General features: G+C 63.7%; 23 protein-coding genes. 7 read left to right on the forward strand and 16 right to left on the reverse strand.

Translation table 11 applies throughout. The features are described 5' to 3' along the window. Positions 1 to 588: helix-turn-helix domain-containing protein (locus AS25_RS10835; RefSeq protein WP_035965081.1), on the reverse strand; the 588-nt coding region annotated here is incomplete at its 3' end. On the opposite strand from AS25_RS10835, the gene AS25_RS10840 reads away from it, so the two are divergent. Both AS25_RS10840 and AS25_RS13885 read left to right on the forward strand, forming a co-directional pair. Continuing rightward, a complete protein-coding gene (locus AS25_RS10840) occupies positions 587 to 1216 on the forward strand; it encodes a recombinase family protein (protein ID WP_084118163.1) in 630 nt (209 codons plus the stop codon). The two genes, AS25_RS10835 and AS25_RS10840, sit on opposite strands and share 2 nt — an antisense overlap. A gap of 606 nt (positions 1217 to 1822) precedes the next feature. Continuing rightward, positions 1823 to 2743 carry a helix-turn-helix domain-containing protein gene (locus AS25_RS13885; RefSeq protein WP_052160934.1) on the forward strand — a complete coding sequence of 307 codons (921 nt, stop codon included), beginning with the start codon at positions 1823 to 1825 and terminating at the stop codon, positions 2741 to 2743. Between the two features lie 57 nt (positions 2744 to 2800). On the opposite strand, the gene AS25_RS14705 is transcribed toward AS25_RS13885, so the two are convergent. Beyond that, positions 2801 to 3127 carry a hypothetical protein gene (locus AS25_RS14705; RefSeq protein WP_156960961.1) on the reverse strand — a complete coding sequence of 109 codons (327 nt, stop codon included), beginning with the start codon at positions 3125 to 3127 and terminating at the stop codon, positions 2801 to 2803. Positions 3128 to 3208: 81 nt separating this feature from the next. Here AS25_RS14705 and AS25_RS10850 point away from each other — a divergent pair, with 81 nt between their 5' ends. Continuing rightward, the gene (locus AS25_RS10850) at positions 3209 to 3697 is read left to right on the forward strand and encodes a hypothetical protein (protein WP_035965059.1); all 489 of its coding nucleotides are present in this window, start codon (positions 3209 to 3211) and stop codon (positions 3695 to 3697) included. Between the two features lie 25 nt (positions 3698 to 3722). Here AS25_RS10850 and AS25_RS10855 read toward each other — a convergent pair whose 3' ends face one another. The 3 genes from AS25_RS10855 to AS25_RS10865 form a co-directional block, all read right to left on the reverse strand. After that, on the reverse strand, positions 3723 to 4268 hold the full coding sequence (locus AS25_RS10855) for an NYN domain-containing protein (protein WP_035965061.1): 546 nt from the start codon (positions 4266 to 4268) through the stop codon (positions 3723 to 3725). Between the two features lie 157 nt (positions 4269 to 4425). Next, a complete protein-coding gene (locus tag AS25_RS10860; RefSeq protein ID WP_172644445.1) occupies positions 4426 to 5331 on the reverse strand; it encodes a CPBP family intramembrane glutamic endopeptidase in 906 nt (301 codons plus the stop codon). After that, positions 5300 to 5728, reverse strand: a complete 429-nt coding sequence (locus AS25_RS10865; protein ID WP_156960963.1) for a hypothetical protein — start codon at positions 5726 to 5728, stop codon at positions 5300 to 5302. Before AS25_RS10865 ends, AS25_RS10860 begins: the two co-directional genes overlap by 32 nt. Positions 5729 to 6128: 400 nt before the next feature. Between AS25_RS10865 and mobF the strand changes: the two genes are divergently transcribed. After that, entirely contained in the window at positions 6129 to 11309 is a 5181-nt protein-coding gene (gene mobF / locus AS25_RS10870; protein WP_035965066.1) for a MobF family relaxase, read from the forward strand. A gap of 14 nt (positions 11310 to 11323) precedes the next feature. Here the strand turns inward: mobF and AS25_RS13890 are convergent, their stop codons facing one another. The 11 genes from AS25_RS13890 to AS25_RS10920 all read right to left on the reverse strand — a co-directional run bounded on the left by AS25_RS13890 (position 11324) and on the right by AS25_RS10920 (position 23237). Next, positions 11324 to 11743, reverse strand: coding sequence for a DUF4913 domain-containing protein (locus AS25_RS13890; RefSeq protein WP_052160935.1), 420 nt, complete (start codon positions 11741 to 11743; stop codon positions 11324 to 11326). Then, positions 11733 to 13316: a type IV secretory system conjugative DNA transfer family protein gene (locus tag AS25_RS10880; protein ID WP_084118164.1), complete on the reverse strand. Its 1584-nt coding sequence runs from the start codon at positions 13314 to 13316 to the stop codon at positions 11733 to 11735. The genes AS25_RS13890 and AS25_RS10880 overlap by 11 nt, the downstream gene beginning before the upstream one ends. Positions 13317 to 13340: 24 nt before the next feature. Beyond that, positions 13341 to 14930 (reverse strand): putative type IV secretion/conjugal transfer ATPase, encoded by a 1590-nt coding sequence (locus AS25_RS10885; RefSeq protein WP_052160936.1) that lies wholly within the window; start codon positions 14928 to 14930, stop codon positions 13341 to 13343. A gap of 14 nt (positions 14931 to 14944) precedes the next feature. Next, positions 14945 to 16474, reverse strand: a complete 1530-nt coding sequence (locus AS25_RS10890) for an SCO6880 family protein (protein ID WP_156960964.1) — start codon at positions 16472 to 16474, stop codon at positions 14945 to 14947. A 15-nt stretch (positions 16475 to 16489) separates the two neighbouring features. Then, positions 16490 to 18052, reverse strand: coding sequence for a hypothetical protein (locus tag AS25_RS14710; RefSeq protein ID WP_156960965.1), 1563 nt, complete (start codon positions 18050 to 18052; stop codon positions 16490 to 16492). A 59-nt stretch (positions 18053 to 18111) separates the two neighbouring features. Beyond that, positions 18112 to 18807 (reverse strand): DUF8175 domain-containg protein, encoded by a 696-nt coding sequence (locus AS25_RS10900; protein WP_035965073.1) that lies wholly within the window; start codon positions 18805 to 18807, stop codon positions 18112 to 18114. Positions 18808 to 18853: 46 nt separating this feature from the next. Beyond that, positions 18854 to 19180 carry a hypothetical protein gene (locus tag AS25_RS10905; RefSeq protein WP_156960966.1) on the reverse strand — a complete coding sequence of 109 codons (327 nt, stop codon included), beginning with the start codon at positions 19178 to 19180 and terminating at the stop codon, positions 18854 to 18856. Positions 19181 to 19243: 63 nt separating this feature from the next. Further along, entirely contained in the window at positions 19244 to 19936 is a 693-nt protein-coding gene (locus AS25_RS14715; RefSeq protein ID WP_156960967.1) for a DUF6668 family protein, read from the reverse strand. Further along, on the reverse strand, positions 19937 to 21514 hold the full coding sequence (locus AS25_RS10910; RefSeq protein ID WP_035965075.1) for a PQQ-binding-like beta-propeller repeat protein: 1578 nt from the start codon (positions 21512 to 21514) through the stop codon (positions 19937 to 19939). Continuing rightward, positions 21511 to 22104: a hypothetical protein gene (locus AS25_RS10915; protein WP_156960968.1), complete on the reverse strand. Its 594-nt coding sequence runs from the start codon at positions 22102 to 22104 to the stop codon at positions 21511 to 21513. The genes AS25_RS10910 and AS25_RS10915 overlap by 4 nt, the downstream gene beginning before the upstream one ends. After that, positions 22092 to 23237 carry a peptidoglycan DD-metalloendopeptidase family protein gene (locus AS25_RS10920; RefSeq protein ID WP_253270559.1) on the reverse strand — a complete coding sequence of 382 codons (1146 nt, stop codon included), beginning with the start codon at positions 23235 to 23237 and terminating at the stop codon, positions 22092 to 22094. The genes AS25_RS10915 and AS25_RS10920 overlap by 13 nt, the downstream gene beginning before the upstream one ends. 119 nt (positions 23238 to 23356) lie before the next feature. Here AS25_RS10920 and AS25_RS10925 point away from each other — a divergent pair, with 119 nt between their 5' ends. The 3 genes from AS25_RS10925 to AS25_RS10935 all read left to right on the forward strand — a co-directional run bounded on the left by AS25_RS10925 (position 23357) and on the right by AS25_RS10935 (position 24646). After that, positions 23357 to 23659: an ArsR/SmtB family transcription factor gene (locus AS25_RS10925; protein ID WP_253270560.1), complete on the forward strand. Its 303-nt coding sequence runs from the start codon at positions 23357 to 23359 to the stop codon at positions 23657 to 23659. A gap of 181 nt (positions 23660 to 23840) precedes the next feature. Continuing rightward, positions 23841 to 24404: a ParA family protein gene (locus tag AS25_RS10930; RefSeq protein WP_035965078.1), complete on the forward strand. Its 564-nt coding sequence runs from the start codon at positions 23841 to 23843 to the stop codon at positions 24402 to 24404. Beyond that, complete coding sequence (locus AS25_RS10935) at positions 24401 to 24646, forward strand: hypothetical protein (protein ID WP_035965079.1); 246 nt, start codon at positions 24401 to 24403, stop codon at positions 24644 to 24646. Before AS25_RS10930 ends, AS25_RS10935 begins: the two co-directional genes overlap by 4 nt. Positions 24647 to 25071 lie beyond the last annotated feature (425 nt).

A 25071-nucleotide genomic window follows, 5' to 3' on the forward strand; every position in this document is an offset into this window, starting at 1 on the left:
GGGACCGCGTTTGGCTGCCAGGGCCTTGGTCGTGCCGCGGCCGTGGGCACGCCACCCGCCGCCGTAGGGAATCCTGCCGACCTTCTTCACATCCAGGTGGACCATGTGCCCGGGCCAGTGCGCGGTGATCCGCCGCGGGACCCGGCGGGAGTCCTCTCCGTCCGGGGTGAGGTCGCGCAACCGGGAGATCCCCAGCCGGGCCAGCCACCGGCCCACGGTGCGCAGCGCGATGGTCACGGGGGCGTGGAAGGGCCCGGGGCCCTTCTCGTCCTGTGGGTCGTTGTCGTAGCCGCCGGCGCTCAGGTGGTGCCAGATGCGCCGGGCCGACCACTTCCGGCCCCGGCGCAGGGCGTCGATGCGCTCCACCACCTCCGGGGCCGTGCGGAACGGACTCCCGACAGGGGTGCAGGGCCGGTCGGCCAGGCCATCCTCGCCGTCTTCGAGGTAGCGGGCCACCCAGGTGGACACCGTCGGACGGCTGACGTGGAATTCGGCGGCGACGTGGGCCTTGGGGATCCCGTCCTCGAGGTGACGGGCCACCATGCGCAGCCGGCCGGTCGGGGTCAGGGGTGCATTACGGTGGGTCATGAACGGGCTCTCTCGTACGGACGGACGGTGTAGGAACTTCCATCCTGTGGCGAGGAGCCCGTTCCTCATCTCATCGACGCACCCGCGACAAGAACCTCATGACCCACAACACCTAGACGCCCAGCGCGCAGCCCTGGAGGCAGCAGGTTGTGAACGCGTCTTCACAGACACCATCAGCGGCGCACGCTCCACCCGCCCCGGCCTGGACGCCGCGCGCAGCTACCTACGCGACGGCGATTCCCTGGTGGTCACCCGCCTGGACCGGTTAGGCCGGTCCATGCGCGACACCGTTAACACCGCCGCCGAGCTGAACGAGGAAGGCGTGCGGCTGGTGCTGCTGGACATGGGCCTGGACACCGCCACCCGCGAGGGGCGGCTGATGGTGGGCATCCTCTCCGCCCTGGCGCAGCAGGAGCTAGAGACTATTCGGGAGCGCACCCGCGTAGGACTGGAACACGCACGAGCACAGGGCCGCGTGGGCGGCCGCCCACCGAAGATGGACGCCGCGGCGCGCGCGGCCGCGCTGGCCGCGCTACGTGGCGGGCTGTCCGTGACCGACGTCGCGGCGCTGCACGGGGTGAGCCGCTGGACCATCACCCGGATACGCGACGCGGCCACCGAAGACTAATTTCGACACGCGCCTGCACATCCTGGACATGTTGCTAGCACCAAGTCATACTGGTAGGCATGTCATCCGAGCGCATTACTCCACAGCCACGTGGGAGCGAACGTCGCCCGCGTATCACTGTGAGTGTGTCGCGTGATCTTGACCATGCGGCTGCGAAAGCAGCTCGTGAAAAGGGCCTGACCAAATCCGCGTGGGTCGCCAGTCTCATGGCCCGCGAGGTGGGCATGCCTCAGTACAACCAGCTCCCAGATCCACCCGCCAACGAGTGAAGGCGGTCCCCGTAGGGACCGCCTTCTAAGCCTCGAACACCGGTCCAACCGACCAAAGTTCTCCGGTGTTCCACACAACCACTGGATAAGTAGATGAACCCTGAAGCCCTCTACCGGAGGTTGCTACAAGCCCCACAAGGGGGTTGTAGTGCCTAGTCTAGCAGTCAGTCCTCTTGCCGTACATACGCCAATACGGCCCACACGCCGCCGTCGCCGGGATCGTCGGCCCACATCAGAGCTGTATACCCCGAACCCGCGCACGGGCTTCTCCTGGGCGCGGGAACCCGAGGCCGGCACTCAGGGACGTATCCTGTGCTGGGCCACCCGCTCGCGCTGGTTGAAGCTGCTGGAGACCGAGCTGAGCGGTGAGACCGCCGCCGACGTTCTGAAGAAGCACCACGCCGCCCCGCACACCGTCTACCGCGTTGCACGCATGGACGCCGCAGCCGCCGACACCACCACCGGCCGCAACGTGCGTACCGCACATGCCACCGTGGCCCGCGCCCTGGGATGCAGCGTGGACACCGTGCGCCGGGCACGGCGCGTGCTGCGCGATCTGGGATTCTCCGTTGAGGTTATGCGCGGCCGGTACATGACCACTGAGGAGCGCGAAGCTGCCACCCGTGAGCACGGTTCCCGGCAGCGCCGGTTCGCCTCCACCCGATGCCTCACGATCCCCGCCAGGTGCAGAGCCATGCACCCCTACCCCTGTGGGGTTAACTCTTCCGGGCACAGCACATCTCGACGGGTACCTAGCACGCGCTTGCGCGCGGCCGGTACAAGCAAAGACCAACCGAAGAGCACGCCGCTGACGCGGCGAACACCCCCACTGGGGGTCCAGAAGATCACCGCGAGGCTCGTACAGCGGATGCCGTGGCTGGACCGCGGGCGCAACGGGCACTTGATGGGCCTCTCCCGTGGCCTAGTGGCCTGTGGAGTGACCGAGGAATGGACCACCCAAGACCTCATGAACGCCGTGGAGGCAGACCACCAGGGCCTCGGGCTGCTCTCCCTGCCCCCGGACAGCCAGAAGAACCCCCGGGCGTTGCTGCTGCACCAGATCAAACGCGCCATCACCGGCCAAGAACCCCCCGCGCGAGCACGCCAGGCGGCCGAGGACGCGCGTCGTGCGGCCCGGGCGGCCGAGGTCGCGCAGCGCGCGGCCGAGGCGAAGACGAAAACCGCGATGCCCACCTGGTTCCGCGCGGAACTGGCCAAGGCGCAGGAGGCGTCGTCAGCAATTCGTTCGACGTGCTGATCCCCAGGAGCAACCGGTCATGGGCGGATCGCTGGAGGTGTCGCCCCACCGCACCCCTTAACGATCCAGTTCATACCAATGAACCAACCGGATGACTTCGTTGAGATCATCACCAGAGTTGCCGGCGCAGTGCTGTCCTTCGGATGTTTTCGCTGAGACGTGATACCTCGGCGTGATCTTGGAGCCACGGTCCCAAATTTCCACCGTGACATCTTGATACCCATGCTTCTCACTCAACCGATGCATACGGAAGGTCTCTATCCGCCAGGTTTCCGGGTCTCCCCCCGCGCACTCGTTCATGGTCTGGATGACGTCACTCGTGTCTTGAATGTCCATAGCAGCCATGATGCCCCTTGATGCAGACACAATCAGTTTGATGCCCACCGAGCTGCGACTGTTCGGGAGGGTTCTATCCAAAAAATCCTGAGCGCCCCACCCATCGCACAGCGCCGCTAAGTTGGTGGCATGGACGAGAACGCTGCGGCCCGCTTCCGCTCCAAGATCGTTGCCGGCCCCGAGGCACACGACTGCTGGATATGGACCGGAGCCATCGGAGACGACGGATACGGCCGCTTCTGGACCCCCACCGCCACCGGCGGGCAGCGCATGATCCGCGCCCACCGCTACGCCCTGGCACTGCTCACCGGCGGCCTCGATGAGTTAGACGAGTTCCACGTATGCCACACCTGTGACAACCCGCTCTGTGTGCGCGCCGAGGACGCCCCCACGTCTCACCTGTATGCGGGGACCGCGTTCGACAACATGGCCGACCGGGCACGACGCGGGCACCACAACAAGCAGGCGGCCGCGGCGTTCTTCCGCCACGAAACCAAACAGCAACGTGCACACAGAGCCCGCGTGCTGCGCGATCACGTGCGAGCCCACGGCTACGACCCCGAAGCCGTGGGATCACTGCTGCGCGGAGTCACTTCCGGGCAGCAAGCCTTGTTCTAGACCGGGGACGTCCGGGGGGGGGGGGTTACTGGGTCTTGGTGAGATAGTCAAACAGAGGGTCTAAAGCCATGTAGGTCACGGGCTCCTGCTTCAGTTCCTTACCCGTTGCGTGTTCCCAAAACACCACAGTGGTAGGGAATCCGCGGTCACGCAGCTCCTCGATTGGGGGCAGGTAGTCGCGGTCACCGGAGACGAGCACAACTTCGTCTCCGTCCTTCATGTGCTTGAAAGAGTCCGCGACCATCATTGTGGTGATGGCTGCATCGACTTGCTTCTCCTTGTTCCCCGCGTTCCTGTCATAGGTCTTGACCTCAAAACCTTGTCTGCGGGCGAGCTCCCAAATGGAGTCATCTTTCGGTGGGCGCGAACCGAAGAGGATTGAGCGACCGATCATCGCTGTGTCTGGGCAGATGGCCTGATAGAGCTTGCCGAAGTCATAGGTCCACGACCGGTCCGTGATGTTCTTCCTCATGGCCTCGGCTGCGGAAGCGGCCATGCCTTTACGGACCGCGCTCACGCGCATCCCCTCGATCCACAGATTCGAGTTGTCGACATACACGTAGAACGTCATCAGGGCTCTCCTCAGTGATTGTGACGGCGACAAGGACTTATCGCCGTGTAGAACCCATCCTGTACCATCCCCGCACGAAAAGGCAGGTCTACGAGCGCCTATCACCGCGGTTCGCCCCCCGTGCCCGTTCAGCAGTGCGAGGGACCCGTGGCTCAATTCAGCGGGTGTCGGGGACGTTCAGCGGTTTGCTCAGCTCACGTTCGCGTGAGGCCTTACCCAGCAGCAGCCACGCGCACCCACCAAAGGCAATCATGGGCCACAGCAGCGCCATTTCCCCAAGGTCACCCCCGAACGTCAGAGCCGAGGCAGCGAGGTCCCACAGGGAATGTGCTGCGATCAGCGGCCACACCGATTGTGTGTAGCGGAAGAGGAAAACCGCGGTCACCGCCCACGGCAGAAGCCCGATGACCGCAATCCCGTAGTAGATGTGGAACGAGATGCGAAGCACCGCGAGCACCACCACAATCTCGGTCCAGCCCCGGTGCGCGCACCGCAGCAGCAACACCGGTAGCGCGAGCAAGAAAATTTCTTCGCGAGGCCCGGCAGCAGCCGAGGAAGCCACCGAGGTGGCGATGTACTCCGTCGAGGGATGATCCGCCGAAGGGAAACCCGGTTCATAGCCCAGCAGTGAACCCACAAGGCGCACGACGACGAACCCGAACAACGTGGCGACGGGGTAGAGGAACAGCGCGAGCTTTGCGTCACGACGCTGTGTGACATGACGTGGCCGGCTCGTGGGTGCGGGAAGTAGCAGACGGGTGACCATGACCCACACCGTCACGGCCAGCGCAATCCACCCCACCGAGCGCCATAGCCCCTCGTAGGTGTAGGTGTCCGCATAATCGGCTCCGGTGAGAACTGACACAGCAGCGGCGACCGTTCCATGAAGGTAGCCCGACCCTACGTAGAGCCCGAGCACCAATGCATACGCCAGTCCTGGCGAGAACGCGCGCTCTGCGAAGTATCCGGGGCCGATCACGTCACGCACCCGTAACCAGTCCCGACTCCAGGTGTCGAGCAGCGTCGTGGGCTTAGACCGCGGCGTCTTCGTGTGTTTCTTCATCGGGGGCGCCCCCACCGGAAAACGCATCGTGACCGGGCGGGTTGGACGACTCAGACAAAGCGGCGCGCGGGGCGTCGAGCCTGAGGTACTGGCCAACCTCCCCCGCGGACAGCTCCAGCAGCTCCGCAATCTCCTTGTTCGCCAGCCCGGCGTCCTTCATGCTCCGCACGTGTTCGGCTGCTTCCGGGCGGGGCCCGTCGAGTTCTTTCACCTGGGCTTGGAGCTGCGCGATCTTCTCGCGCAGCTTGGCCTTTTCGTCCTCCACCGCGAGGGTGGCGGCGAAGAACGCCTCGGAGGCGGCCATGATCTTCTTCTCGCGTTCCAACCGGGCGGCCGCGGCCGCCCGTGCTTTCTCCCGAGCCGCAGTTTTCGTCGCGGACTTCCGTGGTGCTGCCATGCCCTGTCTCTCCCTCAACTTCACCTAGCGGTCACCGGCCCCACCCGCTTCCGCGGGGGCGGCGCTGGTGGGGTCGATTGTACCCAGTCAGCACGCTGTACACAGGTTCCCTCCCCCGTTCCTCCTCCGACCTCCTGTGCACAGCTCGCACCCGTGGACAGCGCCGGTGCCGGCCTCCGTTCGTTCCTCACTGCGACAGGCCCCGACCCTGCCCACCGGCCCGGCCTCATGGGCACAATCGCGGGCATCAGTAGAGGCCCGGACTTCTCTTGGCCCGCGCCATCTCGCTCGTGCCTCGCTCACTGACACAGGACCAATCAGACGTCACACCTCTTGCACTCAGTAACCCAGGGTGGGATTAAGCGTGTGAGACCGCGTGAATCCGCGTACTCTTGTGCCCATGATGACCGTCCATAAGCTCTCCACGGGCGACGGTCACCTCTACTACTCGCAGGAGGTGGCCTCGGGCGATCAGCTGCGCTCCGGGGACCGTGAGCTGGGTGATTACTACCAAGTGACGGGGATGCCCCCGGGCCAGTGGGTTGGCTCCGGCGTGTCGCATTTCGGGGTCGAAGGCGCAGTGACTGAGACGCAGATGGATGCGCTTTACGGTGACGGCTACTCCCCCATCGACCCGGCGCAGCTCACCGAGCAGCAGAACGCGGCACGCACCAAAACCGAGGAAGCGGTGCGCGTGAAGTACGCCCGCGAGGCGTACACGGCACTGTCCCAGTACCGGCCGGGAGAGCCGAACCTGGATGTGATCCAGGGGCTGGGGACCACCCGCTCGTCGTTCTACCGGATGCTGGACCGTCACCGCGAGCTGGGCAACTTCGAGCGCTTCACGGCCGCCCACGAGTCCGGCGACGAACAGGCATTCATCGACGGCTATGTGATGACCAAGGCCCAATCCCAGGCGGCGACCGCGGCCGGTAAAGAGGCCATCGCGCAAGGCAACGAGGACTGGAAGGACGCGACCCGGCTGGGCAAGAAGCCGGGTGAGTACAAGCAGGAACCGGCCAACGACTTCACCCGTGCGCTGGACGAGGAGCACCGCCGGCACTTCAAGACCCACGACGCTCCCCCGACCGAGGCACAGCGCAAGGAGATACGCAACCGGGTCGCCGGGTCCATGTTCCGCGACACCCACGGCCGGGACGCTTCCGGGGTGGAGCTGGCAACATTCATCGCCAACAACACCACTGCCCGGCAGCAGTCAGTGGCCGGTTTCGACCTCGTGTTCACCCCCACCAAATCCGTGTCGATGGCCTGGGGCTTGGGCGATGCGAACCTGCGGACCGGCATCGAAGCCGCGCATGAGGCGGCCATCGCAGACGTCGTGTCCTACCTGGAGAACCACGCGATCTACGCCCGTCGCGGCCGCGGTGGCGTGGAGCAGATCGACACGGACCGGGGCCTGGTGGCCACGAAGTTCCGGCACTACGACTCACGCCACGGTGACCCGAACCTGCACGATCACCTCGTTCTCGCCAACCGGGTCAAGGGTACTGATGGGAAGTGGTCCACCCTCGATGGGCGGATGATCCACCAGTACGGAGTAGCCGCCTCCGAGCTGTACAACTCGCGGATCATGCACCACATCCACGACCGTCTGGGCCTGGAATTCGTCCCCACCCCAGCCCGTGGGAAGCAGATTTTTGAGCTCGCCGGGATCACCCGTGGTGAGGTCGCCGCGTTCTCCGCACGCTCCACCTCGATCAAGGAAACCTTGGCTGAGGTGGAAGCAGCGTTCATCGCGGACCACGGCCACGCGCCCACCGCGAAGCAGCGCATCGCCTTGGCCCAGCAGGCGACCTTGGCCACCCGCCCGGCCAAAGACGGCCCGCACTCCTTGGCGCAGCTCAACGAATCGTGGCGGTCCAAAGCCGCCACCGTGACCCCGAACCTGCCCACCGGTGAGGCCCTGGCCGAGCACTTGCGCGCCGCTTCCACAGCCCGCGCCGGTGAGGTCACGGTCGCCGCCGCGGCACTGGAAGCGACCCCCGAGCACGAGCGTGTGGCCGCGATCATTGACCGGCTCTCCGCCACCCGTTCCACCTGGCGCGCCTCGAACATCGAGGCCGAGACGCTGCGCTACTACCGGGAGGCGACCGGGGGCGCGACCGCCGACCATGAGGCCATCACCGCCACCGTGGAGGCCGTGAAAGCGGCGTCGGTGTCGATGACTCCAAGCCTGAACGTGGCCCTTCCCGCCGACCGTGAGCTGCGGCGCGCGGACGGGTCCTCCATCTATGAGACCGCTAACCGGGAGGTGTTCACCTCTCAGGGGATCATCGCCTCCGAGACCTACCTGCTGGACGCGGCGATCACCTCACAGGTGATCCCCGCGGCCACCGGCGAGGTGTTCACCGGCCAGTTGGCCGCCGCCCGTGAGGCGGGCGCGCAGCTCTCGCACGCGCAGGCGAGGATGGCGCGTGAGTTCGTGACCAGTGACCGGCTGCTGGCGCTGGGAATCGGTCCGGCCGGTGCCGGTAAGACCTCCCTGACCCGTCTCGTGGTGGACACCGCGACCGCCTCGGGGCACCAGGTGTTCGGGGTCGCACCGACGGCTGCGGCCGCCGATGTGATGGGCGAGTCGATGGGGATCACCGCCACCACCGTGGACGCCTTCCTGATGGCCGAGCGCAGCCCGTTGGGTGTCGGGGATGTGCTGATGGTGGACGAGATCGGGATGGTCGCCACTCCGAAACTCGCCCAGCTGGTGGCCACCGCCGAAGCGGCCGGGGCCGTGGTCCGTGGTGTTGGTGATGACCGGCAGCTGGCGGCCATCGGTTCCGGGGGCGCGCTGCGGATGATCGACAACGCCGCGCCGTTGTCCCGACTGGAAGAGGTCTACCGCTTCCGCAACCCCAACGACCCGGGACAGGTGAACGAGGCCGAGGTCGCCGCGTCCCTGGCGTTGCGCGAGCCACCCGTCACCGGGGAGGACCGCCCGTTCGACTGGTACGTGGCCAACGGCCGGGTGCGCGCCGGGGAGGAAGACACGGTGCTGCGCGAGGTGTTCACCGGGTGGGTCACCGACACCGAGGCCGGGCGCAACTCGATGATGATTGCCCCCACCAACGCCCAGGTGGCGGCGTTGAACGAGATGGCACAGGCCCGTGCGCTGCACCTGGGGCGGCTGCTGACCAGCACGCACACCACCACCGAGGCCGACGTCACAATCTACACCGGGGACCGGGTGGTGACCCGGCGCAACAACCGGACCCTGGCGCTGAACCAGGGCAAGGACTTCGTGAAGAACGGGGACATCTGGGATGTGGCCCGCGTCCACGACGACGGGTCGCTGACCCTAACCCACACCACCCACGGCGGGAAGATCACCGTGCCCGCCGCCTACGTGACCCAGAACGTGGAGCTGGGCTACGCGGCCACGATCAACCGCGCCCAAGGTGCGACCGTGGACACCGCCCACACCGTGCTGGATGCCTCCACCGACCGGGCCGGGGCCTACGTGGGTGCGACCCGCGGGCAGTTCGGCAACCACCTGTACGTCGTCACCGGGGAGAACAGCACCCGCGATGAGGTGCTGGACTCCATCACCGGCGCCTATGAAACGAACCTGTCCGTGCACGAACAGGTGGGGCGGCTGCGGGCCGAGAACCGGTCCGTGGCCGAACGTGTGGGCCTCTACACCGCGCTCACCGACCAGGCCCGGTCCCAGGCGATGGAACACGCCGCCATCGAAGCCGTAGGGATCACCCGCGCCGCGCAGCTGCGCGCAGCCCCGGCGTGGGGTGCGCTGGCCACGGAACTGGCCAACGCCACCGAGGCCGGCCTGGAACCGGCCGCGCTGCTGGCACGAGCGCACTCCCAACGGAACTTCGCGGACTCCGCCGATGACGCCGCGGTGCTGCACTGGCGCGTGAAGGGACTGCGCGCCGAGAACAAGACGCTGCACGACACCACCGGACCCCGGCCGTTCGCGGCGATCCCCGACGAGCACCTGGACCGACTGGAAGCCACCGCCCGCGCACGCGCCGCGCAGAAACCCACCGAGAAGCCCGCTGCGGCGGTGGAAGACCCGAACTGGCACACCCGCCCGCACGCGCTGGAAACCACTGAGCACCTACGCTCACGCCGGGCCGGGATGGCCGAGGGCGCTACCGCCCACGACTCCGCGGAATGCCGGTGGGAGCTGGCCTCCATCGACGCGGAACTGTCCCGGCGTGCGTTCATCTCCCCCGCCCAGAAAGCCGTGGAGGAAACCGCGCGCGGGGAACGCCCCCGGGCGGAAACCGAGGGCACCCTGGCCGAAGGACTGGCCCAGGAGAAAGCGATCCGCGCCGCGGCCCTGCCCACCACCGGGCACGCCCTGGCAGACCAGAAGCTGGACACGCTCACGCACGGGATCAGTGGGCACACCGCGGGCACCTACTGGCTCCATCACCGGCACACCCCCGAGGCGATGCGCACGATCCTGGACGCCCACCACACCGACATCGGAGAACTGGCGGTGCTGCGCGGCAAGCAGCTCGCGGCCGAGAAACCGACGTGGGTTGAGGCGTTGGGTGAGGTGCCCGCGAACCCGACCAACGCCGCCCGGTGGTACCGGGTCGCCGGGGAAGTGGACGCCTACCGGGAGACCTACCGGATCACGGAAGACACACCGATCCCGAAGCAGTACGCCGAGTCCGAGCGCGGCCAGTACCTTGCGGGGCAGATCACCGATGTGCACAAGCGCGGGGCGCTCTCGCACAGACCCGGCCCGGACCCGGAGCAGGTGGAGACCACCGCGGCCACCGCCACCAGTGAGGGCACCCACCACGAGAGGGCCACCCCGGCCGAGGTCGCGGTGACCGTCACCACCGAGGAAAGGACGCGAGCCGTGGAAAACCTGTGGGATGTCGTGGAACGCGACTACAAGGCCGAGCAGAACGCCCACGCCCAGCGCGACACCGCGCACGAGGCCCTGGAAGCGGCACGGGCGAAGGTCCAGGACTCCACCGGCCAGCGCGAGACCGTCGCCCAGCAGCTGATCCAAACCGCGCGGGCGGACTACGCCCCCGTGGAGGCCGCCGCCGCCCGGGTGGAGGCCGCGAACTTCTTCACCCGTTCCGCCCGCGAAGCCGACTACCAGCAAGCCGTGAGGGACTACCGGGACCAGTACGGGCAGGACACTCCCCCGGGCCGTGACGACGAGCAGTGGTTGGAGCACCACCACGACTACACCGCTGCCCAGAGCCAGGTCACCGAGGACCGCGGGCAGCTGGCCACCGCGGAGACCGCGGCCGCGGCCGCCGAACGCCAGGCGGAGACGGCCACGGCCACGCGGGAGCAGTCCTATCAAGACTATGCCACCGCCCGCGACGAGAACCCGCGCACCCGCGTGGGCACCTCACGGATGGACGGCGAGCAGGTGGCCCGAGCTACCGACCTCCAGGCCACGATGGACAAGCACCACCTCGCGGCCGGGACACGTCCTGGCGATGCCCGGGAGACCAGCCGGGCCGCGGCCGCACGAGCGCCCCGGCCCTCCCAGACCGCGGACACCCGTACTACCCGCAGCGTTCAACAGCACCACGCCCAGCAGACCCACCGCCGCGGCCGAAGCCTCTAACCACGCGCAAGGGATCAGTACCAGCCCGGTTCCCAGTCCGCTGCAACAGCAGGGAATCCCTCTGCCTCCAGCTCCTGCCCGGTGACGTCCAAGATGCGGCGTGTTTCGCGCGGTCGGTGACCCGCGGAGCAATCCCTGAATACCCCAGTCTGTGGATCGAACAGCGCCTTAGCGTGCAAGTCCCAGTGATGTACCCACCAGTCAGACATCTCGCCCTTATCGCGCGACACGAGGTACTGCTGGTGCAGCGCCCTGAACCGAGCCACAGCTTCGGGGTGCTCCCACCACTGCGGACAGAACACCCCGCCTTGTGTTGCGGGGTACTCCATAATTGCCAGGGTTGCTTGAATCCACTCGCCAAAATTTGGGGGCTCCTGCTCAACCTCGGCCCTCTCGGCCGCCACGCTCTCAGTTTCCGGCAAATTATCCGACATCGATTAGATCCTTGTCCCCGGGTCCAGTGGATTTGAGTCCCATCTTCAAGCGCCGCATTCGGGGCTCTATCTTTTGCGTCAGTTGTTCATCCTTGAACCAGTAATGCGAAGCCACGATACCCCCGCCACCGTCACTTGTGCGTACATACATCGTGCCGGGTGAAAGGTTCGCCAAATCAGCGGCAGACAAAATCTCGCGTCGCTGAATCTGATCTGAACTACTCCTCCCGTGCCCAGAACGCGCATTGTAAGAAGAAGAATGACTTGTGACCTTGTGGTCGTAATGCCCGATTATCTTGGACAACGACGACACGAAGTCTTCCTCGGTGCCACCGCCGCCATAAACCAAGACAGAAGCGGCCCCGATAAGTTCATTCATCCCCTCTTTGCCAAACTGTTTGCGACCCTGGGAGACCGATTGAAAGTACGAGCTGATGATAATTCCCAGTGACCCGGCGAACGAATACCACTCTGGCAGTTCGGGCAGAATTACGGTATTGCCCACCTCGTCTAATTCCATCACCAACGGCACCCGCAGCCGCCCGTTTGAGCCAGCCAGCGCCTCCCTTTGCGCGCTACGGAATACGTCCCACACGAGGCTCGACACCAGTGCGGAGGTGGCGCCGGCTGTTCGGCTGCCCAGCAAGATGAGGGTGTCGGTACTTGTGGCGAAAGCCACTGGATCGAACACACGGTGCTGATCGTTCACGGGGCGGATGGAGGCCAAGTAGTCCTCGTGCTCGAACGGCGAAGCACACCGTTGAGCGGTGGCCCACACTGATCCACGGGTCTCCACTGGCTGCCGTTTCAGGCCCCGCAAGGTAGCCGCCTGGTTCGCAAAGCCGTGTTCATCGAGGATCGCTGCTGGCTCGTCCTCATCTGTCGTCATCGCCCACCGGAAGACATCGCGGTCATTCTTGCCGGAGACATTGGCGGCCAGCAAAAGTGATCCAATGATTTTCGATCCCATCAGATCAAAATGGGCATTCGGGTTTCCTTCTCTACTGCCCTCCCCGTGGGTCGCAGCTTCGAAAATCGCCCCCACCTTTTCAGCATCCATACTGTTCCGCACCATGCCGATGATGTTGAAATGATCGGTGCTCGGCTCCTTGCGGTCGAGTATGTTGGTTGGATCGAAAATCCACACGTTGCCGTGGAACATGCGCGCCGCGAAAACCTCCCAAACACCATCAGCTTTGTTGGAGGTCATCACAAGAGCGCCGGGAGCGTCGAACGCATGGGGCACAACTTGAGTTGTTGTTTTGCCCCGCCCGGGCGCGTGTATTTGGACACTACACTGCCGCCATCCCTGAAAAATTGGACTGGAGTTTACGGAGCCGAGCTTCAACCCAGGCCCAATGCCCTCGCTCTCCGGGTGCAGGTTAGTCCGAGCATCTTTGATTCTTGCCTCGGTTTGAGAATGACTGAATGACGACCTATTGCCGAGTCGCTTGTTCGCCATCTTCTCGGGGGTCTTTTTTGTGTTGGGCCAGAACCAAGCAGCTACAGCTATAACACACAGAATCACAACCACCAGGGCGACTATTGCTGGAAGCGAAGCGATGTCGAACATTGTTTTCCCCTTGCCCGGTGCAGTTTATGCCATTTCCCGTTCTAGCCGGTGTGCCGCCATACTGTTGGCCCATGCTTCGTTGGTGTCGTGGATTTGCCGTTCCTTGCGTGTGAGGTTCATGTAGAACGGGCTCCCTGTGGTCTCACCAAGCTTCAAGAGAAAGCGGCCACGGCCTGGCGGGGGCAAGGTGCGGTTCGTTTTCGGATCAACACCCCCCTCCGCGGACAAGGAAACCAGTAGGTCTTGCTCCTTCTGGGACATCGGAACGACCTGGGTCAAGTCCGTCATCTCGTTACGAGCCAGCCCGCCGAACACCTTGACCGAAGACCGTTCCAGGAACCCCGTAGCGATGGATGTCAACGCTGGCGTGGACAGCTGTAGATCCTTCATGCTGTGCGTGATCAGAACCTGTCCCAACCCCTTTGTGCGGTTGAGCTTGGTCAACGCGTTTACGCGGTGCACAAGCTGCTCGTCCGCGCTGAGAACCTGCCACAGCTCGTCCATAATCATCAGATGGTGGCGTTCTGGGATGAGACCTTCCGAGGCTAAATCCTTCAAGGCCGAGGCCCCTGCTTGTCCGTAGCTCCAGCACACGAGCTGCACAGCGGCGCGCAACGTTCCGTTGGCTTCGTCGATGGCTGACACATCGAACGAAACGCTGCGGTCTAGGCGCATCGGTTCCGACGTCTCACGGCAGAACACATCACCGAACGGCCCTTCCGGGCCAAGGGAGTTCAAACCGCGTTGGAGTGTTTCGGTGAGCTCGAAGTATTTTCGATTCCGCGTGTTCTCCTCCAGCTCCGGATCGAAGACGAGCATGTCGATGATGTCTCTGGGAGGATCGCGCAGCACGTCCTGGACGTCGGACACCAAAGGCTGCCGGTCCTCCGCTTCTGCCTTGTCCGAGGCATGGCGGATCGCCATAGAGAGCACGGTGCCCTCGTTCTTCTTTTCCGTCAGAACATCGCCCAGCGCAAGCTCCACCAGACCGCGCAGGGTGTTCAAGCGCCGGTTGTGAATCTCGGACCGCTGGGCGGCCTGCATCTTCGGAGGAAGCTGCCCCAGCAGCGCCCACGCAGGCCCGGCGTCAAGCGGGTTGATCGCAGACAGGCCAGGCGCGACCGTGAGGACTTGACCGCCAGTCTCCTTCACGACGCCGGCATAATCGGGCTTCAGGTCACCGAGCACCAGGATCAAGAATCCGGCGTCTATGAGTGCCAGCGCCCAGCGAACCGCGATGGTCGATTTTCCGCGTCCGTTTAGGGCCATGATGAAACCAGACGGAGCCGAGACAATGCCCTTGATGTACAGGCTGATTGGATCACCGCAAGTGATCTGTCCGTTGATCGTGTTGCGTCCAAGGGGAGCACCCACCAATGGTGAGGAAGCAGCCCCACAGAACGGCCACAGGCCCGCCGTCTGGCGTGAGGTGGCCTGATACTCCACAGGTGCCTCAACCCATCCGCACGCGCCACCCTCGGGGCGTTCGTAGCCATATTTTGTCAGCGTCGGGACCTTCTTCTCCCGAGCTTCCAGCATCTCGTTCTGCTGGCCGTCTTTGTTCTTTCCCCAGCCGAAGGCAACCCCATCGACCAACTTGTCTACCAGTGACACGGTGCTTCTCCTTCTCAGACGCTCTCACGCAGTGTGTTCGACAAGCGGGTGAAGTCCTTGGGGACCGAACCGATGCCAAGCCCGAACGCGAAGGCCGCATCATCCGAGTATTCGCAGTCTCGTAAGCGCAACTGGATGCCCGACACCGCCTGGTCTCGTAAAATCGCTTCGACTCGGGGGAACTTCGCGGGGTCATCCACTGTCGCCGTGACCACCAACCCAAAACGCACCATCGCGGCGCCTTCGGCTTGCTCGCGTTCGCTGTACTCTGCCTTCTCCAACGCCACCCGCTTGATCTGGGATGACTTCTGGCCCTTCTGGTTGTTTCCGAACCTGGCGTTCGTCACCTGATCCTGCACGGCCTTCTGCGACATCCCCGGGCTCATCGGGCGAAACAGCAGCGTCACACGCTTCTGCTCGAACACTCCATGCGCTGAGAGCAGCCCCGCCAACCCCGTTTCACGAAAATTCGCAGCGGGAGGCTGATACATCTGCCAGGACTTCGAGAAATAGCCAGCGTGCTCCCACCAGCCAGGCGTGAGCTTCGCATTCGTCGGACCGACCTCGCCCCACGTCAGTCCTGTACCTTCACCGGCCAAACGGGCGGTCTCGACGGCAGGTGCCACCGCTGGGTTATATGCGGTGTGAACCTGGTCAACCACATCCTCCATGCCCAGCACGCTCACGGTGCCACCAGAGGCGACTTTGAGCTGAGCCAGCATCCCGGGCAGCAGCGTGGAGATGTCTTCCGCCAAGTCTTCTTTGGTCCGCGGGCCTGTCCCGGCGTCGCGGTTCGGCCGCGCCGTGAACGTGGCCGCCACCCACTGGTCGATCTTCGGCACGCCCTGGTTCAGGTCATGGACAATCTCATCCATCGCCTCACGGGCAAATTCCGGGATGTCGTGGACCTGGGACTGCTCCCTGGTCACTCGAACGGCATCCGGCAACCTGTTCCCCGGGTCACGGGTCGCCTGTGTGGTTGCAGCGACCTGGACCAGCGATGAGGACACCCCCGCCTCGCGCTGGAAGATGCCCCATTGGTCCACCATGAGGTCGATGGACCCTTGATCCAGCAGACCCATGCCCGGGGACTGCACGCTGAAAATCACCGTTCCTGTTCGGTTGGCGGGATTCCAGATCATGGCTCTTTCGGTGTTCGCTCCCGCAGGTGTCGTTCCCACCAATTCCGTCCGGGCAAGAATTCCCACCGGGGGAAAGTCTCCGGAGGGCAGCTGAGATGTGGGACCGGCTGCGTAGGTCGTGGAACCTGTTTTCTCTGCCTTCTTGAAGTGGTGTTTTGCCAGCAGCTCCTCGAACTTTTTACGGCCCTGTCGGCCGTTTAAGGAAATGGCGATCATGACACCCACACCAAGAACCACGATGGCTGTCTGAACCCAAATCCCCAATGGCATGGTTATGAACACCAAGACGGCGAGAATAACGCCGATGATGGTAGCGAGAGCTGATAACCCAAGCACACCTTCTTTGCGTGGGCTAGTAATGTTTCCGTACATCCTGATGCGGTGCTGCGCGTGATCTGACATGAGTTCTCTCGGTCCTTAGCGTTCAACATTTTCAAGGTCTTGAATGTGTCGCCCGGCAGACGTCGCGGTGAACCTGCCTGCCTCGGCTAGTGCGCGGGCCATATTCGGAGACATCACGTTCCCCGAATCCCTCGATCCCGTGGGCGCTGCGGCAGAACCGCCTCCGCCACCACCAACGGGAGCTGCGCTAGCGTGCTCTCCTCCGCTGGAGCTGACACCAGACCCGGAATCAGGAACCGATCCGCCGCTGGCACTGGACTCACCTCTGGGGGATGATTCGCCCACTGATCCCGATGCCGCGCTACTCCCCGAGGTCCCGCCTGGGGCGCTGCTGTTGGTGGCCCCACCGCTTCCACTGGCCCCGTTGCTCCCAGTGGCCGGTGAATCTGAACCGGCGGTGGACGCCGAAGCAGCACCCGAGGCTGGGCTGCCAGCCCCTGCATCCGAAGCGGAGGCCGAGCCGCCGCGTTCCTGGCTCCCGCTGGAACCCATCGAGGGCCCACTTTGGTGGGAAGCGCCCGGAGAACTGGACCCGCCGCCCGACGACATAGAGGAGGCTCCCCCGAGGGCGTTGCCTCCACCCGTCGCTACTCCCTCACTGCCGCCACCGAGAGCAGCGCCAGCACTACCAAGACCGGCGCTGCCTCCACCAGCTGATGCCGCACTGGCGCCGGTAGCAGCACCGCCTCCCACGGCCGCGGCGAGGCCCAACGAGCCCACAGCTATGGCACCAGCACCGGCTGCAATCGCCCCACCCGCGCCTACGCCACGGGCCTGATCAGTTGTTGCCACCGTCACAATCTTGATGAGCGCCGGCAGTGCCAGACACGCCATGATGATGACGACCATGCCTGAGATGAGCGAAATCAATTCGGCAAAGGCATCACCCTTTTGATCGTCTGACACCATGCCCTTGATCCACAGCGAACCAACACCGTAGATGATGGCCGCGGTCGGTTTGTAAAGAACCGCGGCGAAAATCCAACCCATCACCTTCCAGAAACGTTCTTTTCCTGCCTGTGTCTGTGATTGCGCAGCGAAGATCGGCAGCAGACCAACGAGAACAGCCACCATGCCGTAACTAAAGATCACGAACAGCGCGTTTACTACGGAGGCCAAGGCGGCCACCAAAACCAGAATCACCGAGACGATGGCGAGCCCAATAACAAATTTTCCGCTTTGATCGCCGGGCATGATGGCGAGCATCGTGTACAGCGATGTGCGTTCGTCATCACCTTGGCCAGTGATGTTACTCAGTAGCCACGGAGACACTGCATCACTAGCTTTCAGCAGATATGTGGCGGCCGTGCCACCGATAGCGGTTACCGCTACCGTCGAGAACATTGCCATCACAAGGTCTACTGAGGCGTCTTTTGAGTGCGTCCTTACAACTCGCACGATGCCAAACGCTGTGCCAATGATCCCCGCAACCGCCACAAAGTAGATGGTGCTGTTCTGAACCGCGGCCGCTGGGGAGCCTTCGCCCATTCCCGGTCCCGAGATACCGAGCCACCATTCGGAAATGCCGTCGAGGACTACTTGCAGGGCGCCGAGAAGGGATTTGAGCAGCCATCGCATGGCTGCATCGAGTCCCTTTTCAATGAGCCCCCCGATACCATCTGTGAGCCACCCCGGCATCAGGCACTCCAGGTAACGGCCGGGTCAGATGTGGTGGTCATCTGCAACTCCATTGGCTTGTCCGCAGACACGGGGTCCAGCTTCCAGTCACCGTCTTGCCACACCATCGTGAGACCGAAGGTGCCGCTGAGAACGCTGTCCGACTGCCCGTAAAGGAGCACGTGCACCTTGTCGGCGCTCTCCTCCTGGATTTCGTACCCGCGCAGCTGCGCGGAGCCCTCGCTGCCCGGCGATTCTGTTACGTAACCCTCCCCCGTCGGCGCGGGTGTCTTGGGCTTCTTGCCGTCCGCGATGATCTGGTCCCGCACCTTGCCCGCGGCATAGACACTCTTGGTGTCTTCCTCCGAGACGTTCTTCTGCTCGTCCTTGGTGGGTCCAGCCAGGTAATCCGTCGCGGCGAACAACGCCCCTGCCGTGTTGTGCGCGTGTCCGACCTTCCACCCCGAACTCAGGTCTTGGCAGCCGCCGAACTTCGCGGACACCGGGTAGCGAACCCCGTCTTTGCCCGGTGCCCACGAGTCCGTCTCAGGTGCCTTCTTGCTGACAGACGATGTGTCCCCGTGGTCAAGATCGGATTGGCAGGCATAGGCGTAGTCCTCCGTGGGCTGATGGCTGCACCCGGACACTGCCAGCAAGCTCGCAAGGCCCACCGTCACGGCGGCCACGGATCGGTTGCGCGTCTTCGTCTTGTTCACTGGTCGTTTCCTTCTGTCATCGCTGGATGTGCTGGTGGGTCGGCGCTTAGATGCCCACGACGTTCTGCCAGACCACGCCCACGACGGTCAGCGCCGCGCCGCCCAGCAGCGGCCAGAGGGGAGCGGTGATCTCCTGGTCACCAGAACGTCGGGCCTTGGCAGCCGTGACGATCCCGATGATGAAGTAGATGAACAGCACGAACGCCGCTATGTACAGAGCCCAGCCCACGAGGGTGGTCACGAAATCGAACCCGGGGGGTTGCGTGGGCGTGCCGTCGATCGCCAACGCCGGGGAGGTGCCGCCCACGACGAGGGCGGAGCTGAGGGCAACGGCGGCAGGGAGGCGGTGCTTCTTGGTGGTGGTTGAGGGCATGGTGTTCTCCTTGTGCTGGTGGTGTGCGGGGTTGCTGGTCGAGTACATAGACGCGGGCACTGCTCACTCCTTTTCTGCGGTGGGTACTGGGTTGGCCCAGGCATTGAGCGTTTTCACCATGTAGGTGAACCGCCGCTTATGTGCCCAGGAAGCCGTCACGGGGCCGTCAACGTCGGGCCATCGCCGTTCATATCGGACCTCGAAAGATCGGGGATACAGGCGTGCCACACGCTTGGCGTAGTTGCGGGTCTCAGGTGAGACATCTTCGGGTCTGCGGTGGTGTACCAGAACCAACCCCCGCAGGGTGTTCGCCGCGTCATCGACGCGCAGCCGCTCCGCAGCTGCAAGTGAATGGCGCGTCACTGCGGCCACGACAACACTCGCAGCGTCTTGCGCCGGGGCCGACTCTCCAGTGTCGATCACTCGATCCGAGCACGCGGCGGCGATGGTACTGACTCCCACTCCCCCACTAGCTCCAACAAGATTCAGATGCTCGGCGTCCGGTGCTTCCCGGTAGGTTTCTTCCCCCGATTCATGGTCGTTCGAGACCATGTGCGTAGCGCCCATCATCATGAGCTGGTCCCCAAGAATCGGGGATCGGTCCAAATCCGGTTCGGCTTCTACCGTCGTCACTGGACGGACGAACGGGTTGGACCGCTCTTGCATCGTCGGCTCTCGATCCTTGCTGCGGGACTTCTTCCCTGCCATCACTCGTTTCCTTGCTGTCATCGTCGTTGCCCCCTGTATCTCAGCCACTTACTCCCCCTCCTTCGGATTCGTCGGCAGACCGTACACGCTGGTGGCCGCAGGGTCCGATGGATCAGCGGCTACCACAATCGCTGTGTTCTGCTTGCTCACGGCCGCGGGATACGCCTTCGTCTTGGTGCCCGTGGCCACGGTCTTTCCCTTCGGGTCCAGCAGCTCAGACTCCTTCTGCGATGACCGAACCGCGCGCCCCCCGCCGATATGGGCTTCCGAACCCACCTGCACGAGAGCCTCGTTCGTCACCCAGATACCGCGGGCCAGGAACGAACCCGTGGAATGATCCACTTCCGGGGCCGTTGCCGCGGCCGCTGACGAACCCTTGAAGGCTGCGGTGTGAATCCGCGATATCGAGGTGGCGCTGCCTTTTCGCCCCACCTTGGAGCTGGACCACTCCGTAGCCGTTCCCTTCTTCGCCTGGCACAGCACGGTGTCGAAAGAGCCGGTGCACGATTCCACAGGCGAGGTCTTGCCGTCCTTGCCGGCGACGCCGGCGATGGTGGCCGGCTTGGGCAGCTTGGCGCTGTCTTCGGTGAGCGACCACACCCGTGCTGAGGGGCCGTCCGTACTCGCCGCCGTCACGGCACCGTTTGCCGCCCCAGCAATCTCCGAGCCCGCGGGCATGGTTCGTTTCATCCACTCGCCGCTGTCCGTCAGCACATGCACCACCGGCGAGGAGGGCGTCATCTTCACCGGGTCGCCGTACCCAAACTCGATCTGCCCGTCCTTGGGCATCGACGTGGCGGTGACCTGCCGCGAGGACGTGTCCAACAGGGACACGGCCTTGCCGTCTGTGACCGCGATCAACGTGTCGGTCATGGGAGCGAACTCGGAGACCTCCATGCCCGCGTCCGTGCTCCACTTTGGTTCGCCCGTGTTGGGGTCAAGGGCACTGATCTTTCTTCCCGCGGGCGCCAGCAGCACATCATCGAAGATCACCGGCTGTGCGCGCTGGTTGATGCTCTGGTGCCACCCGGCATACGTCCCCCACCCTGGAGGTGCTTGCACCGGCAACTGTGCTGGTGCCGCGTGGTACGGCTCAGGTTGAGCCTCCGGCTCGTCACGGAACACGCCGGACACAGGCACCGCGACTGCCACCGCCAACAAGCCCGCAGTTGCCACATATGCCGCCGTCCGCCGATTCAGCGGCCCGCGACCGCGAGCACCGTAACGATCCCGATCCCGTCCGCCTCCCAGACGTGCGTACCAGGGTTGATTCTCCGGTTCAGGATGCGCCACCACTTCGTACTGGCCCGGTTCCCCGTTGTAGGACGACAGTTCTTGCAGCTCCCCCAAATCGACATCTGCGACGAGCTCGAACGTGGCGTCATCGTCGGCCGCGTCAGTGGCGACCACTTTGCACACCCGCAGACCAAGCGTCTGCGATGCTTTCAACGCGGCCGGTTCTGCCACCTCAAACAGCGATTGGTTCTCGTCGCGAGCGAATTCTTCATAGACCCCGGGGGCTTCCACGATCACCTGGTCCGCCGTAGCGCGCAGACTGATGACGGGGAACCTCGGGACTTTCACGGCGTTACGAGTTTCCGCGCTGCTCTTGTTCATGAGCTTCATGCCTTGTCCAGCTCCTCGGTCGTCGTGGTTTGCGTACCCACGACGAGCCATTGCCCGCCATGTTTCTCCAGGTAGATGATCTGCTGATCCCGACCGCCTGGGATGTCTGTCGAACCGTCACGAGTCTTCCAATGCCAGGAGGTGGTGATGCCGCGCACTGCCTTATCAGCAGCCACGTCCCGGTCCACATCCCCAGCTGTGGGAGCTGCCTCTGGCACCGAATAGCCTTCGTGCTTCGCGGCCTTTCCGAACTGCGCTTGCAGTGTGTTGCGCGCCGCGGAACCCTTCTTCTGCTGGTCGTACCAGGACACGCTCATGAGGTCTTTGGCGCGCAGCACGCCCGTCATCGTGTTCTCGTCCAGAGTTGAATCCCAGCAGTGCCCGATGCTCGCGTAGGCACGCGCAGTCGCGGAGGCGTCCGAGCGATCCACGTTCCTGGTCGTCGGGCATGAGCCATCCGCGAGGTCACGTGTGGTGGAGGCCGACGTCGTTGCGCTGGTCGTTACGGGTTCCGGTTCGGAGGCATCAGAGCATCCCGTGGCGCACAGCAGCACCAAAGCAAGAGGAACAAACCGTCTCATTTCACCCATGCGCCCTTCTCCTTCAAAATCGGTTCCGGGTCGATATTGCACCCGTCATAAGGAAAGTTCATGCCACCATTTTTCCCGGCACCACAGTTGGGCCTATACATCTCGAAATGCAGGTGAGCGGCTGCGCCACTGGGGTTACCTCCCATAAATCCGGATTCGACGCCAATTTGTTTTCCGCGCTTGATCTTTTCGCCCTTCTTCACATCTAGAGATTTCATGTGGCAGAACGCGACTTGGAACCCGGGTTTGGAATCCATTTTCCCCATCACACAGTGATCGTTGGGAAGCGTCCCCGTCACGGTTATGTCCATGGGGGCGATGATTGGTGCACCGCCCCCGGCGCTGAGGTCCACACCCATATGGTTCTGCGCCCAAGAGGGAAGGCCGGGCACGTTCCGCCCGCCGTACCCACTCGTGAACTGACCCCCGGGCAGCGGTATTGTCCACTCCCCCTTGCCCAAATCACCGTTCCACGACTTGCCACCCTCAACCGCCTTACACTCGCCAGAGAACGACATCTGAGCGGAGCCTGTGATCTTGGAGACGTAGTCCTGCGTCTCCTGGAATGGAGGAATGCCCTTGGCCTTCTGTACAGCCACCGGGCCAGCGTTGTACGCCGCAAGGGTCAGCCGCACGAGTTTGTTCGCGTCATCCCCGGCCAACGATTTCACTTCCCCGCGCAGCGCCTTCATGTAGCGGCCGTAAGCCGCCATCGAGTCCTCGATGTCGTGAATGTCGCCACCCTGACCGTAGAGAGCCCACGTTTCCGGGGTGAACTGCGCTGGCCCCTGGGCACCCGCCTTTGAGCCCGCTTGCGTGTCGAAGTTGGACTCGGCCTTGATTTGAGCGGCCACTGTCTGCTCGGGGAGACCGGATACCTTCGCGGCCTTCTTGATGGGCTCCTGAAACGCCTTGGGCACGTTGATGGTCTTCCCACCGTCGTTCGCAGAGACGGCATCCGCGCACCCTTCGCTTTCGTCCAAGCTGAGCTGCCCGGCGATGCCGCCAGCCAGCACCGCCACGAGGAGAGGCACGCCCAAGACCACAGCGATCAGCGCAGCGACGATCAAACAACCGAGACCGCCCACTACCCCGGCGCCCTTGCCCATTGCCCCGCTGCCAGACTCAGCCATGCCTCATCACCTCCTGTACCCTCACCGGCAAGCTATACAACATTTTATCACGGTATTGTTGTCAAATTGCACGAACCTCTAGGCGTTGCATGTGATGAGAAACTGGGAGGGTGCCCTTCATGATGAAAATCCCTGGTCAGAGCGAGGAGGTTCATGCCGCCGTGCAAGTGCTTGGCAACACGCTGCGCGTGGCCATCCTCAGCCATCTCTCCACCGGTCCCGCTACACGTGCGGCGATCAGCGATGCGCTAGGGGTCACCGAGCAGAGCCTGTCGCGGCAGATGGCCTTCTTGGAAGACAAAGGAGTGGTGGGCACCAATGTGCTCCCCGGCCGCGGCCGCCCCACTCTCCACCATCTGCAATCTGCCCGTCTCAACCAGTTAGAACGTGCGCTAGTCGCCTATCTCCACCCAAGCTCGTAAGGCTACGCACCGCAGGCGCGTTTTGACGATCCACGCACCACAATATGCAAACGCATCCATTTTAGATTATCCCCCCCCGGGCAGTGACGTCTTGACGTCTTGATCGCATGACGTCAACATGTCAAACTGTCAGGACGGCAAGACGTCTTGACATTCAGACGCCATAAGCACGGGAGGCCACATGAAAATTGCTCTGTTGAACTCGAAAGGTGGATGCGGCAAAACCACGTCCGCCATGTTCTTGGCCCAGGTGGCCGCCAATCGCGGGCACGTGGCCGAAGTGTGGGACAGCGACCCACAGGCATCAGCGACGAGGTGGGCAGAAGCCGCCGATCTATCCTTCGACGTGGTGCCCGCCAACATCGCAACGATGCGACGGCCGGTAAGCGACAAGTACGTTTTCATCGACACCCCACCCGGCAACCCGCAAATCTTGACGGCAGCCGCCGAAGCCGCCGATCTGGTCATCATCCCCACGATGGCCTCGATGTCGGACATGGATCGAACATGGGCAACCATCGACGCGCTTACCGGCGTGGCACCGGTTGCCGTGTTGGTCACATCGGCGGAGACCAGCACGCGCGCGTACCGCGGTCTTGTGGAAACGCTGGAAGCCGCAGAAATTCCCGTGCTGCCGCCGATCCGCAAGAGGTCCACGTTCCGGGAAGCATGGGGTCAAACACCCTCACACCTTTGGGGCTACACCGCTGTACTGACCACGATTGAGGAGGCACTGACCGCATGAGCGACTTCAAGGAGCGCCTAGCTGCTCAGAGAAAGCAGAAGCCAGCAGTCGAGGGGCTGGATCAGACATTCCAGAAACCCACTGACGACCGGGCCCGTTTGACCATTCGACTGCCCCAGGAGACTTACAAGCAGCTCCAGCGTGCCACCGTCGAGATGGACACCAAAGTAAACCCCGTCGTAGTCGCAGCCATAGAGCGCGTGCTTCGGGAATATGAGGAGTCAGGCCGTCTAGACATTTAGACGTCTAGACATCTAGACATCTAGACATCTAGACGTCTAGACGTCTAGATGTCAAAGTAGGTGAGGGGGATCCGGCAGCCGGACCCCCCTCACTATGTGCGCGAGAACCTGTAGGGGAAGCTCACCTTCGCTGTCCGTCGTCCTGACGCGGAATTGTATGTGCCCGTTCCACGGCGTCAAGGGCGCCTACGGCGTCGCTACGCGATGCGCTGCGCGCACCCCTGACCCCGCTCCACTAAACACATCCTGCTTCCAGCTATCAGGACGACGGGCCAGGCTACACGGATGGCCCCCACAGGTCAGAGCCCCGGAACCGTCCCGGAGTAGGGGGCATGAGCGGAGAAAATCATCAGCAAAAACCTTCCTAGTCTACTTGTGTCTAGCGTTGAACGCGAGTAAACTAAAGAGTGTTCAGGCGGGAGGAA

It is taken from the genome of Kocuria marina (genome assembly GCF_000786655.1).
Taxonomy (GTDB): domain Bacteria; phylum Actinomycetota; class Actinomycetes; order Actinomycetales; family Micrococcaceae; genus Kocuria; species Kocuria marina_A.

Coding starts and splice junctions, on each gene's coding strand:
- AS25_RS10935 (WP_035965079.1), top strand. CDS start 24,401: ATGAGCGACTTCAAGGAGCGCCTAGCTGCTCAGAGAAAGCAGAAGCCA.
- AS25_RS10905 (WP_156960966.1), bottom strand. CDS start 19,180: ATGCCCTCAACCACCACCAAGAAGCACCGCCTCCCTGCCGCCGTTGCC.
- AS25_RS13890 (WP_052160935.1), bottom strand. CDS start 11,743: ATGTCGGATAATTTGCCGGAAACTGAGAGCGTGGCGGCCGAGAGGGCC.
- AS25_RS10855 (WP_035965061.1), bottom strand. CDS start 4,268: ATGACGTTCTACGTGTATGTCGACAACTCGAATCTGTGGATCGAGGGG.
- AS25_RS10890 (WP_156960964.1), bottom strand. CDS start 16,474: ATGTCAGATCACGCGCAGCACCGCATCAGGATGTACGGAAACATTACT.
- mobF (WP_035965066.1), top strand. CDS start 6,129: ATGATGACCGTCCATAAGCTCTCCACGGGCGACGGTCACCTCTACTAC.
- AS25_RS10910 (WP_035965075.1), bottom strand. CDS start 21,514: ATGAAGCTCATGAACAAGAGCAGCGCGGAAACTCGTAACGCCGTGAAA.
- AS25_RS10840 (WP_084118163.1), top strand. CDS start 587: ATGAACGGGCTCTCTCGTACGGACGGACGGTGTAGGAACTTCCATCCT.
- AS25_RS10860 (WP_172644445.1), bottom strand. CDS start 5,331: ATGAAGAAACACACGAAGACGCCGCGGTCTAAGCCCACGACGCTGCTC.
- AS25_RS14710 (WP_156960965.1), bottom strand. CDS start 18,052: ATGCGATGGCTGCTCAAATCCCTTCTCGGCGCCCTGCAAGTAGTCCTC.
- AS25_RS10925 (WP_253270560.1), top strand. CDS start 23,357: ATGATGAAAATCCCTGGTCAGAGCGAGGAGGTTCATGCCGCCGTGCAA.
- AS25_RS10850 (WP_035965059.1), top strand. CDS start 3,209: ATGGACGAGAACGCTGCGGCCCGCTTCCGCTCCAAGATCGTTGCCGGC.
- AS25_RS10930 (WP_035965078.1), top strand. CDS start 23,841: ATGAAAATTGCTCTGTTGAACTCGAAAGGTGGATGCGGCAAAACCACG.
- AS25_RS10880 (WP_084118164.1), bottom strand. CDS start 13,316: ATGTTCGACATCGCTTCGCTTCCAGCAATAGTCGCCCTGGTGGTTGTG.
- AS25_RS10920 (WP_253270559.1), bottom strand. CDS start 23,237: ATGGCTGAGTCTGGCAGCGGGGCAATGGGCAAGGGCGCCGGGGTAGTG.
- AS25_RS10865 (WP_156960963.1), bottom strand. CDS start 5,728: ATGGCAGCACCACGGAAGTCCGCGACGAAAACTGCGGCTCGGGAGAAA.
- AS25_RS10915 (WP_156960968.1), bottom strand. CDS start 22,104: ATGGGTGAAATGAGACGGTTTGTTCCTCTTGCTTTGGTGCTGCTGTGC.